Raw genomic sequence first — 13769 nt, 5'->3', positions numbered from 1 at the left:
GCATTGTATCGCTAGTCGTCACTTTATTGAATGGCTCGTTCAAAAAACCACCACAGTGCTATCAAAATGCTGATCAGCGAACCTATATAAAAGATTATCCATTTATAAAATTGGGTATGACGTAGCAGTAATGCGATAGGGAATACCGCAATGATAAACACTAGCTGCCCTAACTCAATACCGATATTGAAACTCAGTAACGCCAAAACGCGTTCACTTGTGGCAAGCGGTAAGTCTACTAATACATTGGCAAAACCGAAACCATGAATCAGCCCAAAAACAAATGCCAGATAGATTGCTCTCACTCTCAGCATCGGCACTAAGTTGTTAAGCGCGGCAAAGGCGATAGATAGCGCAATAACAGACTCAATAAAGCGGGCAGGTATACTGATAATTTGTAGGGCTGCTAGCGTCAACGTAATAGAATGAGCAAGTGTGAATGACGTCGCAATCCAAAACACTTCGAGTAAGGCAGCTTTTGGTTTAGGAACGGCTAATAATGTTTTCTCTTTACGCATGTATACAGCAGGAATGAGTAACACAAACAAAAACAGCAAGTGATCCCAACCAATCAATAGATGATGTATACCACTTTTAAGAAAATTAGCTACTGTAGACATCCATCCATTGTTCGCCTCTGAGCCTATAGAATGCTGCCCTACAGTCAGTACTTGCAATGGCGTATCGTCACTAGCCTGCGTTAGAATTAATCGATGATTGGCATCGATACCTGTCAATATTTGGTAATCAAGACTATCGACGGGTTGCTCGCATTTTAGCTCAAAACTTGTATACAAATAGTTGAAGCCGCCGCGCGTGTTAATAGCCAATGGTGAGAACTCGGTTATTTGACACTGTTGTGCATCACCTTCTAACCTTATCTTGGATGTTATTAGTTGCTCTATTAGAGCTGTTTGTGATTTTACTTCGGCCCAATTAACTTGGCTGTCTTTATTTGGATCTATCTCTATCAGTAATGCTAGATCGCGAAGTGAGATCTCATATTCAGCGCTTACGGCACGCTCTTCATTGGTAGACAGGTTTAGGTATGCTGTACTAGATTCGTGCGCCTGTACGAAAGTGGCTGTCAGTAGCAGAGAGAGCAGCATTACGTAACGATAGGTTTGATGCCAAAGGCTTTTTTTTGATGCGCTCATAAAGGGGTGTCCTTATTCATCATTTGCGCACCTGATGTTTGGGTGGTTAAGTTTTGTGTATGATCAGCGCTGCAATGCAGACAACCATTGATTTTACCCAAGCGTAATGCCTGTTCAAGCGCTGAATATTCAAACTTTGTTTCTGTCATAAATTGACGTATCAGCTTGATATCTTCTTGGCTGCCAGCTTCGATAGCTGCTGTTGCATATAAAACAATATCAGCTGTTTCGCGTTGCTGCTGCCAGTTGTCTTTAGCCAATTGAAGCGCCAAGTCTACTTGCTTAGATAACAGAGCATAAGTTGCCTGTTCTCGCATATGAGCATTTTCTTGACGTATTTGCCATACATCAATACGCTCTTTCATCAAGGCCAAGTTTTTCTGTGCTTGAGGATCGCCTAATTTGATTTGAGCAGTGATAAGGCGTAGGAGTAGAGCATCTTTATCAGTGTGTGTCTGGAGAAGTGTGCGTACTCGCTGATACTCACCAATACTTAGTAGCCAGTCTGTTCGGGCCATAAGTGCAGGCACCGTCTGATTATCCATCACATCAAAAACTTGAGTGGATAGAGCAGTGTCTTCACTGCGTAATGCTGCATCTGCTTGGATCAGGTAGATCCAGCGTGCAGTTGATGCATCTAGGCCAGGTGCTAGAGCAGCAAGTCCCTTAAGGGTCTGTTTTGCTGCTTCAAGCTTCCCCGTCATACTTTTTACTTGCGCTTCACAGGCCAATGCATAAACACGTAATGCAGGATCATTAAGTTTTTTGCAATAACTCATGGCTTCCGAAAACTGACCTTGAACGACCAGTAGGGATGAGAGAGTCAATAAAGCATCTGGATGATCCGCCTCTCGACTTAATATCTGTCTCAGTACCTCTTTTGCTTCGTCAAACTTATGATCTGATTGAAGCGCCCTTGCTTGCAACATCAAAGTTTCTGTACTTTGATCTTTGGTTAAATCTAACTGCGCGCGCGCCTGTCCTAATGCACGTGGATCTCCTTGTAGATAGGCACGCTCTAATAATTCGCTGGTCTGCGCCAAAGAGTTTTCATTCATATCAGAGGAAAAGTCAGCTGAGCTTGTATAGCGCGGCGGTGAAGAATCTTCGGGTAGTATCGCAAGGACTTGTTGATCATCATTTGGTACAAAAGGGGTAGCATGAATAAGTTGTATGCTAATGAGTAATAGCAAGAGTGATTTGATATAAAATTGAATCCAATGCATAAAATTTCTCGGCTCAGAACATAAATAAACACCCAATCAGAAAGCTGATTAGGTGCTGGATTTATCTCACATCACATTAAAGCGAGGCGTTGGCGTCTGTCACCACAACGGGCTCTGCCAAATTGGCCTCAGGCAGTATAATTCGATCGATATCTTGAGGCTCATCGGTATCTAAATTATTACTGGCATCAATTACATCAGAAGTTCTGTCAACAGCTAGTTCAGCTTTGGCTTGGTCTACTGCAACATCACTCTTAGCTAAATCGGATGAGCTATCATTATCATTGAAACAACCAGAAAGCGCAGCTGATCCAGTGATCAATACGGCTAATATTATATAGCGCATAGTATTTCTCCTTGGGTTATATTCAGCTTATCGGCTACCTGGTGTAGGGGTGGTTAGATAAGGAAATACTGAGTCAAACTCGGTAGCTGGTTTAAGCGCACCATCAGTAAGAAGCGCTTTGCCAGCTTTTGCATCTTCAGGAACACAAGTTGCATCAGCTGGTAGGCCAGCATGACATAAAGCGCCCATTGATACTCTCAAAGCAATATCAGTGACATCATCACCTGGTCGTCTACCATTCGGAAAACCTGCTATATCGTTAGCAGTGCTTGGGCGACCATCGTTCTGAGCGTCAATGATGCTAATCACACCCAAGTCGTTTTGATTGGCAGCTGCGACTGCTGCTATGTTGGTATTTAGGCGCAGCATATCTGACGGCACCATATTTGGGTTGGCAGGTTTGTTGACAGTAGGAACCCCTGTCAAAAATGCGGTTACTAAATCTTGACGCGGGAAGTTTGTCGGTGCAGGTGCGCTTGGATACAAAGTTTCAATCAATGCTGGGAGCGTAGGATAAAAGACATAAGGTGCGAATTTTGCGACGTCGTCTTTCGGCTCTGAGGCATTAAATTTGTCCTTGTCTTTGAGACCAATAACCACTTCATTGACTAGTGGCATACCAAGTCTAGAAACCTGTGTCCATGCACCGCCTTTTTTGGCAGTTGTACTAATGCCTGAAGCAGGATTGCCATTGACCAAGGTCGCTTGACGCACGCTGGCCGTTGTCCAAGCACCGATGACAGGATCTTTACTTGTACTATTGACGAGGCAAGCTTTCGGTACTTCCATTGCAATCGAGGTAACATTTTTCCCTGCCAACACGTTAGTCCCAGCATCACGGGCACCTAGCGGATTTAGGTTAACTAAGTCAAACACTTTACCTAGATCAATAGCAAAACCTTCAGCACGTTGACCGACAAAAACTCTACCCTGACCACAGCTACCTAAGTTCAAAGGTTTAATGAAGCTGCGCGCGTAAGTAGGGTAATCTGCAAAAGATTTGGTACCAATATAGTCAAATGGTTTATCAAAATTACCTAGTGAAGTACGTGAACCACTGCGGCGGTCGCCTTTGACCATTGTTACGTTATAGCTCTCACTCGTTTGTACATTAGCAGAGTTAGACGCATCACCAGCGTTAGACAAAGGAATGGCAACGTTTGGCGTTGATGGATCACCATCTGAGTCAATTTCAATGCTGTTTAGCTCTTGAGTGAAATCAAATTGGAAAGTAATATCTTCAACAGCATCACCGTTATTATCAACATGAATCTCATAGAGCGCATCTGGATCTAAAGCAAAATAATTGGGTCCACCATAAGCGTCTTGCAGCGGTAAGTAGTTAGCAATAATCGTAACGTAATCTGCCCGGTTATTTTCGTAACTATTGAACATATAAAAGTCAGAAGCATCGACTTTTGGGGTTTTGGTAATAGAAGGGGCTTCACGGTGACTTGACGCAACAGCACTTGCACTCATGCACAGTGTTATCGCTGCTATTAGAGCCTTTGTGGTATATTTCATACGGATCCTTGTAAAGAAACTTTAAATGATGGGACGGCCAAGACTCGACATTGTTTGTAAATATCAATTAACTAAGTAATGTCTTTATTAAGTCGGTTTTAACTATACACTTGTTTGCTGTATTGTGTCTACGCTTTTATCCGTTTTAATATGTTGATAATTATAAACTTTTCGGTGCATCAGGCTGCATCATAGGATCGGCATCTGCAAATGCTTCTAGTGTACGGCAATGAGTATCAATAGCGACGATATTGGGATAAGCACTCAAGTCTACTTTAAAGCGGCGAGCAGAAGAGACTTGTGGAATCAAATAACAATCTGCGAGAGTAGGACTATCACCATAGCAGAACTGTCCGCGATTGTTATCCGCCGCCAAACGTGTTTCTAAAGCGGAAAAACCTTCACTGATCCAGCGATTGCACCATGCAATCACATCTTCCTCATTTACTGACAGCTCATTGCGTAGGTACTGTAAAATGCGGCGATTATTAATTGGATGGATGTCGCAACCAATCATGGCGCTCAGTGCGCGTACTTGCATACGCCCAGCAGCATCGTTAGGTAATAGTGCGTGCTCAGGGTAGACCTCTTCTAACCACTCCAAGATAGCTGGACTTTGATATAATAATAAATCGTCAGCTTGTAGGACAGGCACTAATCCTTGTGGATTAATTGCTTTAAAGGCAGATTCTAACTGTTCATTCTGTGCCAGATTGATCGTGATATCATCGTAATCTAAGCCTTTTAGATTTATAGCGATACGAGTACGGTAAGACGTGCTACTACGAAAGTAGCCATAAAGTGTCATCATGATTCATGTCCTTATGTAGATGTGTTTTTATAAAGATAAATATTATGAAGTAAGATCTGTATCTCACTGGTATTTGATCGAGTAAGTCATTATTGAACAAACCCTTATTGAAAAAACCATTAGCAAACAAACCATCATTAAAAATAACCAAGCACACCAGAATCGAGCAAATCATGCCAGCAGACAAAACCCTTGTAGACAGTTCTATCAGCAGTAAAAACCAAAGTGGGGTCCAGTCGCTTGAGATTGGGCTGTCGATACTCGATGTGCTGATCGACCGCAATGAGCCTATGATGCTAAAGGATATCGCTGAATCCATGCAAATGCACCCAGCAAAATCCCATCGTTACTTGGTCAGTCTCATCCGCAAAAACTATGCGCGTAAGCTTGATGATGGGCGCTATGGGCTTGGCGATAGAGTCAATGCATTGGCATCACTAGGACATACTGGACTCAACCAAAACAATCTTTTGGCACGTCTCACGCAAGTGGCTAACGAAATCAAAGACACCTTAAATTGCGGTGTGCAAATCGCCAAATGGTTTAGCGAAGGCCCTATTATCATTCAGTCCGTTGAGCCAGACAGTCCGATTAGTATCATTACTCGCATTGGCTCACGTATGCCGCTGACGACATCGGCTACAGGGCAGTTATTTGCCAGTTATCAACCTGACACCGTTATCCAGCCATTGGTCACAGCTGAGTGGCATACGAGTAATACCGCCGTAGATATGACCGAGAAATGGCAGCACTTTACCCAGCTACAAGCTAAAATACGTACTCAAGGCTATGCGACAGTGACGGGCGATATGCTTATGGGTATTAATGCCATTACGATACCTGTTATATTGCCACAGCTTGCCAATAGTGCTGCTAAACTATCCATGAGTAGTGACAAAACTGATAGTGAAGATTTACCGCTAGAATATGCTATCACTATCATTGGAACAACAGAGCAGTTACCGATGAGCGAGCAACATAACGTGGTTAAGCAAATACTAGCGATAGCACAGCGTTATCAAATTGCATAATTAAAATATCTTTAGAGAGCTTATTTCTAAAAATATTCTAATGTTCTGTGTCACTCGCCGACAGGAGCAACTTCGCGTGCTTCAGCCAACTCATCACTATGCAAAAACTGTGTATGTGCTGGGGCGCGTTTGGTACGAGACCACTCATCTAGCATGTCTTGCTTGATGGCATCTGTAATCATCGATACTTTGTCTTCTGAGGTTGGATCATCATAGGTCAGCTCTAGACGATGACCATTGGGATCAAAGAAATAAATCGAGTGGAATATACCGTGATTGGTCACGCCAATGACATCAATGCCGGCATTTTCTAAATGCTCTTTGGCAACGATTAGCTCGTCACGGTCCTTAACCTTTAGCGCTAAGTGCTGCACCCAGCTTGGGGTATTTGGATCAAAGCCCATCTCAGGTTGATTGGGTACTTCGAAAAATGCTAAGACATTGCCATTACCAGCGTCCAAAAAGACGTGCATATAGGGGTCAAAGGCTTTTGTCGAAGGCACATGGTCTTCTGCGAATGCTAAAATAAAATCCATGTTTAGATTTTTTTTATACCATTCAACGGTTTCTTTGGCATCTTTGCAGCGGTAAGCCACATGATGAATTTTCTCAATTTGAAAGCTCATATCAAACTCCTTTTGATAAGGCGCGTCACTCATTTGGCTGTATTCACATAACGATGAGTAGGTGAATGCGTTTGTCTTCCTATCAGCCTGCATGAGAATTTTCACGCCTATTTTGCTATTTCTCTGTCTATGTTATTTTTAAATACTATTTATCAGTCATTACTTTTCAAATACTACTTGTCAAAATCAAAGCTCAGCGCTGGTAATACTTTGCCGCGTACTTCACCAAAGCCAACACGAATGCCGTCTTTTTCGCTATAGCCTTTCATGATGACTGTGTCACCATCTTCAATAAAGCTGCGCGTCTCGCCACCTTTTAGCACGACTGGTTTGGTAGCGTTCCAAGCAATCTCTAGCATTGAGCCATAAGAGTCAGGCGTTGGCCCTGAGATCGTACCTGAACCCATCATGTCACCGACTTCAACTTTGCAGCCAGTGATGGTGTGGTGGGTGAGCTGCTGTGCCATTGACCAGTACATGTATTTAAAGTTGGTCTCGCAAATGACGGTCGCTGTTTGCGCATTTTCAGGTAGTAACTCAACCGATAGATTGATGTCAAAGCTGTTGTCGCTCGATTTTTCGTTTAGATATGCAAGCGGCTTGGGTTCTTGTGTTGGACAAGCTGTTTTAAACGGTGCCAATGCATCCATAGTGACAATCCAAGGAGACACCTCAGAGGCAAAGGTCTTGGCATTAAATGGACCTAAAGGCACGTATTCCCACTTTTGGATATCTCGTGCTGACCAGTCATTGAGCAACACCATGCCAAAAATATGATCAGCGGCATCATCTACGGCGATTGGCTGACCGATATGATTGCCTTTACCAACGACAAAGGCAGTTTCTAGCTCAAAATCCAAGCGCTTACAGGCTGAGAAGATAGGACGCTCATCAGGGCTAGGCTTTAGCTGACCAGATGGACGTACGATATCAGTTCCACTGGCGATGACGGTACTGGCGCGTCCGTTATAACCAACTGGCATTTCGGTCCAGTTAGGCAGGAGGGCGTTGTTTGGATCGCGGAACATGGTGCCGACGTTGGTCGCGTGCTCTTTCGATGAATAGAAATCGGTAAATCCCGGTACTTGCACTGGCAAATGCATGGTGACGTCTGCCTGCTTAAACAGCGCCTTTTTTTGCAAGTCTGCATTGTCACGTAACGTATCATGGTCATTAGACAGCAGTGTCTGAATGGTTGTGCGTGCCTGCGTCCAATTTTCTCGACCTGAATCAATAAAAGCATTTAGCGTGGATTGGCTAAAATAAGGACCACCATCCAAACTTAATAGTCCTTCTGCCTCTAATACAGACAAATCGAGCACATGCTCACCGATGGCAACGCCTGCACGGCGCTTGTTATCACTAGCAGCGTCTTTAGTTTCGCTAAATATGCCATAAGGGAGATTGTGAATAGAAAAGTCAGAGTCAGCAGCGATATCGATAAAAGAGATGAGGGTGCTGTCAGTCGTTGACATAATTTGCTCCTTGCTAATATAAATTACGAATTACGTTATAATTAATTACTTACGTATAATGTAATTTATTGATATATGGATTGCAAGTTTTTTATGCAACGTCTTTTGTGAAAAGGCTGCTTTGAAAAGTGGTTGTCGTTGTTTTGACTAAAGGGTTTTAGCTAAACGGTTCTGACTAGATGATTTTAATAAAATAATTTTGACGAAATAATTTTGATTAAATGCTAGGCACAAAAAAAGGCCGAGCAATCGCTCAGCCTTTCTTATCCGCGTTTATTTTTTATCAAGTTACATATTGAGTAACATGTTAAGTAACTTGGACTAATTAATCTTTTAGGACGTCTGCCATGGCATTGGCCACATAGTCGATGTTACTAGTATTTAGGCCAGCCACACACATACGTGAGTTAGAAACCATATAGATACCAAACTCGGTCTGTAGGCGCTCGACTTGCTCAGGCGTGAGACCAGTAAAGCTAAACATACCGTTTTGACGAGTGATGTAGTCAAAGTTACGGTTAGGGATTTTAGCTTCTAATACCGATTTTAGCTTTAGGCGCATGGCTTTGATACGGTCGCGCATGGCATAAACTTCGCCAACCCATTGCTCATGTAGGGCTTCATCGTTCATGACGATATCGACCACACGTCCACCATGTGACGGTGGGCTTGAGTAAATACGGCGTACAGTTGCGTTTAGCTGACCGAATACGCGCTCGGTTTCGTCTACGGTTGGGCAGACGACTGATAGGCCACCGACACGCTCGCCATATAGCGATAAGTTTTTAGAGAATGAGTTGCTGACAAACAATGGCAAGCCCATCTCAACCGCTTTACGAATAGCGTAAGCGTCGCTGTCCATGTCTTCGCCAAACCCTTGATAAGCGATGTCCATGAATGGAATCAGCTCACGCGCCTTCACGACGTTGAGTACGGTATCCCATTGCGCTTGGGTCAAATCCATACCAGTTGGGTTGTGGCAGCATGGGTGTAGCAAAATGACGTCATTTTTGTTCAATGTTTCAAAAAACGCAATCATTTCATCAAATTTGATGCTGCTGTTGGCTTTATCGTAGTACGGGTATTTACCGACTTCTACATCAGAGCCTTCAAAGATAGCGATATGGTTGCCCCATGTCGGATCGCTCACATAGCATTTAGCTTGTGGGAACCAGTCATGGATAAACTCAGCACCAACTTTCAACGCGCCAGAACCACCGATTGTAGCGATAGTAGCGACCAAGCCATCTTTTAAAATCTGAGCGTCTTTACCAAACAGTAATTCCTGACAGCCTTTACGGTGGCCTGGTAGACCTGCCATTGGTAAGTATGGACGCGGTGCGATAGGATCAGCAATACGCTCTTCGGCTGTTTTTACACAGTCGAGTACAGGCAATACGCCATTCTCATCATAATAAATACCAATACCTAAATTGACCTTGTTAGGATTGCTATCTGCTGAGTATTTTTCCATAAGACCTAAGATTGGATCACCAGCGTAATAATCGATACGTTCAAACATGCCATTTCCTTATAAAAATATAAATCGAGCAGCCGAAAATCATAGAGCAAATCGCGGCTGAACTCAACACGAGAGTGGGTTATATACGGCAATTAATAAAATAAATAGCCAAATAGATTGTTTATCCATCTATCAAGCGCATTTGACATGCTATACGTCATTCGCTAGACGATGAGTCAGAGTGATGTAGGTCGTTATAATGAGTCGCAAAATAGGTTTGCAAGAACTGCTTAAAAGCAATGGTCGCCGGAGAGAGCGCCCGTGAGGCTCGCTGATAGATAAAGAATTGCCGCATTTTGACTGGTTGTGTGAGTGGTCGCATCAGCAGACCATTGGCGCTGACCCAATCAATAACTTCAGGCATGTAGGGTAGGCATAAGGTAGTGCCGAAGCCTTGCCGCGTCATCTCAAGCGCGGTGGACATAAAGTTCACCTTGTAGCGGGCTTGTTGCACATGAGCGGAGATAGAGTCGTCGAGTTCTGCGGTTACTTGATCTAGGAACGGACCTTGTAAAGTAATCAGCGGCGTTTCTAATAAATCTTGCCAAGTAATTTCATCTCTTTGTGCCAACGCATGATTGTCTGGCATAACCACGCAAAAAGGTAGCTGATACAACAGGTCAGCCCCAATGTCATCTTCAGTTTCTATAAAACCAAGCTCGGTGCCAACGCCTAAATCGACTTCGATATCTTGGATATGCTTAAGTAAATTTTCGGCTGAGCAGTCCAATAGTGAGACGCCAATATTTGGATATTCTTTGGCAAATTGAGCGATGACAGCGGGTAGGGAAGACGCCGCAAACTGTGACACCGCCAAGCGTACCTGACCTTGGGCCAAGCTGGTCAAGCTACTCGCTTCATTTTCAAACAGCTGCATCTCATTCAAGATACGCCGCGCTTGTGGTAGTAGATGCCGTCCTACTGCTGACAGAGACAACTGGCGAGTGGTGCGATCAAACAGCACGATACCGAGGCCAGTCTCTAATTCCTTAATCAATCCACTAACAGCAGATTGAGTCAAATACATCTGTTCGCTGGCACGAGTAAAGCTGCCGTTGTCAGCGACTTTGATAAATGCGGTCAATTGGCGAATGCTGATATTCATAAGTAAACCTGATAAATAAATCATAAAAAACAATTAGTCTTATAAATAAAGCTAATCTAATATAAATACAACGTCAACAATAAAGATTGATTATTAATCGTTTTATAGACTTTTACTATTAATCGACTTTTACTACTCATCGATTTTCTATTACCAATTGAAATTAAGGATAATTACAATGGCAGATTTATTTGACAACCCAATGGGACTAAATGGATTTGATTTTGTCGAGTTTGCTTCTCCGCAACCTGATGCAGTCGACGCATTGTTTAAGCAGCTTGGTTTTGCCCATGTCGCCAATCATCGCTCGAAAGACGTTGCGCTATATCGCCAAGGCGATATCAACCTTATCCTAAACCGCGAACCAAAAAGCCAAGCCAGTTATTTCGTTGAAGAGCATGGCGCAGGTGCTTGTAGCATGGGCTTTCGGGTAAAAGATGCCAAAAAAGCGTATGAGCGTGCGGTTGAAATGGGCGCGCAGCCAGTAGACGTGCCAACTGGGGTGATGGAGCTTAGATTGCCAGCTATCAAAGGCATCGGCGGCTCACTAATCTATTTAATTGACCGTTATAAAGATGGGGAATCTATCTATGACGTCGACTTTGAGTTCTTTGCAGATATCGACAGAAACCCTGTCGGCTATGGCTTCAAAGTTATCGATCATCTAACGCACAACGTCTATCGTGGACGCATGGCGTACTGGGCAAAATTCTATGAGCGTATCTTTAATTTCCGCGAGATTCGTTACTTTGATATCAAAGGTGAGTACACAGGATTAACTAGTAAAGCCATGACCGCACCTGATGGCAAAATCCGTATTCCACTGAATGAAGAAGCCAAACAGGGCGGTGGTCAAATCGAAGAGTACCTAATGCATTTCAATGGTGAAGGTATTCAGCATATTGCTCTAGCCAGTGATGATTTGTTTGCCAGTATCGATAAGCTAAAAGCGGCTGGTATTCCACTTATGACCGCACCAAACGATGCTTACTATGAAATGCTGAGCGAGCGCTTACCAAACCATGGTGAAAATGTCGCCGACTTGCAAACGCGCGGTATCTTGTTGGACGGTACGACAGAAGGCGGTGCACCGCGTCTGCTACTACAGATTTTCTCTGAAACTATTCTGGGTAGCCCAGTTTTCTTTGAGTTTATTCAGCGTAAAGGCGATTATGCAGATGGCTTTGGTGAAGGTAACTTTAAAGCGTTGTTTGAATCGATAGAGCGCGACCAAGTACGTCGCGGCACAGTCGGTCAGCCAGAGACTGAAACGCTATAAAGCTACCTAACGCTTAGACCACATTTAACCAATGGACAAGACAAAAGGAGTTTGTGTTGTCCTTAATAGGAGTACTACCTAAAAGCATATTGCAAAGGTAATGCTCTCATTGCGATAAAAGGAATACAGGCATGGAACGCCTATCACAGATAGATTCTCTTAATACTGCCATCGGTACCAATAGCGTTGCGACTAATAAGCAAAGCAACGATGCGTCCAGTCATTCTAACGCGACAAATAAAAAACAGCCCTATATCTCACACCAGCCAGATAGTTATGGTCATATTCACTATAGTGATGATGAGCATGCGATGTGGCAAGCGCTGCTGGCACGTCAAGCGGAACAAACGCCCAATCGTGCGTGTACTGCATATCTAGAGGGTTTGACTAAGTTAAGTTTACCGACGACGCATATCCCGCAGTTACATGATATCGATGAGGTATTGCAAGCGACCACAGGTTGGCAGACCGCCGCTGTGCCTGCATTAATCAGCTTTGGTAAATTTTTCAAATTACTGGCCAATAAGTCCTTTCCTGTAGCGACGTTTATTCGTCGATTCGATGATATGGACTATATTGAAGAGCCTGATATTTTCCATGAAATCGTTGGGCATTGTCCGCTGTTGACCCATCCTGCGTTTGCAGCTTTCAATGAAACGTATGGTAAGCTTGGTCTTAGCGCAACGAAAGAGGAGCGCTGGTTTTTAGCACGACTGTATTGGTTTACCATTGAGTTTGGATTGGTCGGCAGTCGCGTGGAAAATCGTAGAATCTATGGCGGCGGTATATTGAGCTCACCTTCTGAAACGGTTTATGCACTTGATCGGATGCCGCAAGAGCTTTCAATCGCTCAAAACAAGCCGCAATCTCAACCTCAGTCTCAACCTGAGCACCGAGCGTTTGATTTGCTCGATGTGTTGCGTACACCTTATCGTATCGATCAGATACAGCCGATCTACTATGTCATTGATGAATTAGATACCTTATTTGATATCGTCAATAGTGACATTATGGGTGCGGTCAAAAAAGCTATGTCGCTTGGACTATTTGAGCCGACCTATCCAGAAAAAACTCGTTAAAAACGTCAATTTAAAATTAAACATGAAAACTATCACTTCAGTACGAAGTATTGAGATAGCAATACAGCTATATCAACATCGATGTACGAGTATTAGAAAATAGCTATCAAAACAACCATTAGAAACAGCCACTATAAAAGGATTTTATCATGACAGCACTATCACAAAACAGCTGCGAAGCTTGCCGCATTGGCGCACCGAAAGTTGATGAAGCCGAAGCACGAGAACTATTACCGCAAATTCCTGATTGGTCATTGATCGAAATAGATGGCATTCAGCAATTGCAGCGTCAGTATAAATTTAAAAATTTCGTCTCAGCAATGGCATTTGCCAATCAACTGGCAGACATCGCTGAAGCAGAAGGGCATCATCCGGGGATATTGGTAGAGTGGGGTAAGGCTACGGTCACTTGGTGGTCGCATAGTATCAAGGGTTTGCATCGCAATGATTTTGTCATGGCAGCTAAGACCGATGACTTACTGGGTAAGTAATAAGTTGCTTCACTAGCAAATCACTTTAACCATACTTCTACCATTAAAATTAAAATCAAACCCAATTTAGTGCCAGTATTTACTGGCATTTTAAGGA

At 43.4% G+C, this 13769-nt stretch carries 13 protein-coding genes; 4 read left to right on the top strand and 9 right to left on the bottom strand.

What is annotated here, in order from left to right; all coding sequences use genetic code 11:
• Positions 1–23 precede the first annotated feature (23 nt).
• From ACQKC9_RS03360 to maiA, 5 genes are all read right to left on the bottom strand, one after another.
• Positions 24–1157, bottom strand: a complete 1134-nt coding sequence (locus tag ACQKC9_RS03360) for a HupE/UreJ family protein (RefSeq protein ID WP_427620501.1) — start codon at positions 1155–1157, stop codon at positions 24–26.
• Positions 1154–2383 (bottom strand): tetratricopeptide repeat protein, encoded by a 1230-nt coding sequence (locus ACQKC9_RS03355; RefSeq protein WP_427620500.1) that lies wholly within the window; start codon positions 2381–2383, stop codon positions 1154–1156. Before ACQKC9_RS03355 ends, ACQKC9_RS03360 begins: the two co-directional genes overlap by 4 nt.
• 76 nt (positions 2384–2459) lie before the next feature.
• Entirely contained in the window at positions 2460–2729 is a 270-nt protein-coding gene (locus ACQKC9_RS03350; RefSeq protein WP_057759868.1) for a hypothetical protein, read from the bottom strand.
• 27 nt (positions 2730–2756) lie between these two features.
• Positions 2757–4253 carry a DUF4331 domain-containing protein gene (locus ACQKC9_RS03345; protein ID WP_427620499.1) on the bottom strand — a complete coding sequence of 499 codons (1497 nt, stop codon included), beginning with the start codon at positions 4251–4253 and terminating at the stop codon, positions 2757–2759.
• Between the two features lie 160 nt (positions 4254–4413).
• Positions 4414–5061 carry a maleylacetoacetate isomerase gene (gene maiA / locus ACQKC9_RS03340; protein ID WP_427620920.1) on the bottom strand — a complete coding sequence of 216 codons (648 nt, stop codon included), beginning with the start codon at positions 5059–5061 and terminating at the stop codon, positions 4414–4416.
• A 176-nt stretch (positions 5062–5237) separates the two neighbouring features.
• Here maiA and ACQKC9_RS03335 point away from each other — a divergent pair, with 176 nt between their 5' ends.
• Positions 5238–6095 carry an IclR family transcriptional regulator gene (locus ACQKC9_RS03335; protein WP_427620498.1) on the top strand — a complete coding sequence of 286 codons (858 nt, stop codon included), beginning with the start codon at positions 5238–5240 and terminating at the stop codon, positions 6093–6095.
• Between the two features lie 50 nt (positions 6096–6145).
• Here ACQKC9_RS03335 and ACQKC9_RS03330 read toward each other — a convergent pair whose 3' ends face one another.
• The 4 genes from ACQKC9_RS03330 to ACQKC9_RS03315 form a co-directional block, all read right to left on the bottom strand.
• Positions 6146–6721 (bottom strand): VOC family protein, encoded by a 576-nt coding sequence (locus ACQKC9_RS03330; protein ID WP_179797180.1) that lies wholly within the window; start codon positions 6719–6721, stop codon positions 6146–6148.
• Between the two features lie 173 nt (positions 6722–6894).
• The gene (gene fahA / locus ACQKC9_RS03325; RefSeq protein ID WP_427620497.1) at positions 6895–8196 is read right to left on the bottom strand and encodes a fumarylacetoacetase; all 1302 of its coding nucleotides are present in this window, start codon (positions 8194–8196) and stop codon (positions 6895–6897) included.
• A gap of 325 nt (positions 8197–8521) precedes the next feature.
• A complete protein-coding gene (locus tag ACQKC9_RS03320; RefSeq protein ID WP_191115225.1) occupies positions 8522–9718 on the bottom strand; it encodes an aromatic amino acid transaminase in 1197 nt (398 codons plus the stop codon).
• Between the two features lie 157 nt (positions 9719–9875).
• Positions 9876–10823 (bottom strand): LysR family transcriptional regulator, encoded by a 948-nt coding sequence (locus ACQKC9_RS03315; RefSeq protein ID WP_427620496.1) that lies wholly within the window; start codon positions 10821–10823, stop codon positions 9876–9878.
• A gap of 178 nt (positions 10824–11001) precedes the next feature.
• On the opposite strand from ACQKC9_RS03315, the gene hppD reads away from it, so the two are divergent.
• From hppD to ACQKC9_RS03300, 3 genes are all read left to right on the top strand, one after another.
• Positions 11002–12102: a 4-hydroxyphenylpyruvate dioxygenase gene (gene hppD / locus ACQKC9_RS03310; protein ID WP_427620495.1), complete on the top strand. Its 1101-nt coding sequence runs from the start codon at positions 11002–11004 to the stop codon at positions 12100–12102.
• Between the two features lie 131 nt (positions 12103–12233).
• Complete coding sequence (gene phhA / locus ACQKC9_RS03305) at positions 12234–13181, top strand: phenylalanine 4-monooxygenase (protein WP_427620494.1); 948 nt, start codon at positions 12234–12236, stop codon at positions 13179–13181.
• Positions 13182–13330: 149 nt separating this feature from the next.
• Positions 13331–13672 carry a 4a-hydroxytetrahydrobiopterin dehydratase gene (locus ACQKC9_RS03300; RefSeq protein ID WP_427620493.1) on the top strand — a complete coding sequence of 114 codons (342 nt, stop codon included), beginning with the start codon at positions 13331–13333 and terminating at the stop codon, positions 13670–13672.
• The last annotated feature ends 97 nt before the right edge of the window (positions 13673–13769 follow it).

It is taken from the genome of Psychrobacter sp. NPDC078409, assembly GCF_050268505.1.
In the GTDB taxonomy this organism is placed as follows: Bacteria; Pseudomonadota; Gammaproteobacteria; order Pseudomonadales; family Moraxellaceae; genus Psychrobacter.
The sequence above is the reverse complement of the archived record's forward strand: the minus strand, read 5'-3'. Positions and strand labels throughout refer to the sequence as shown.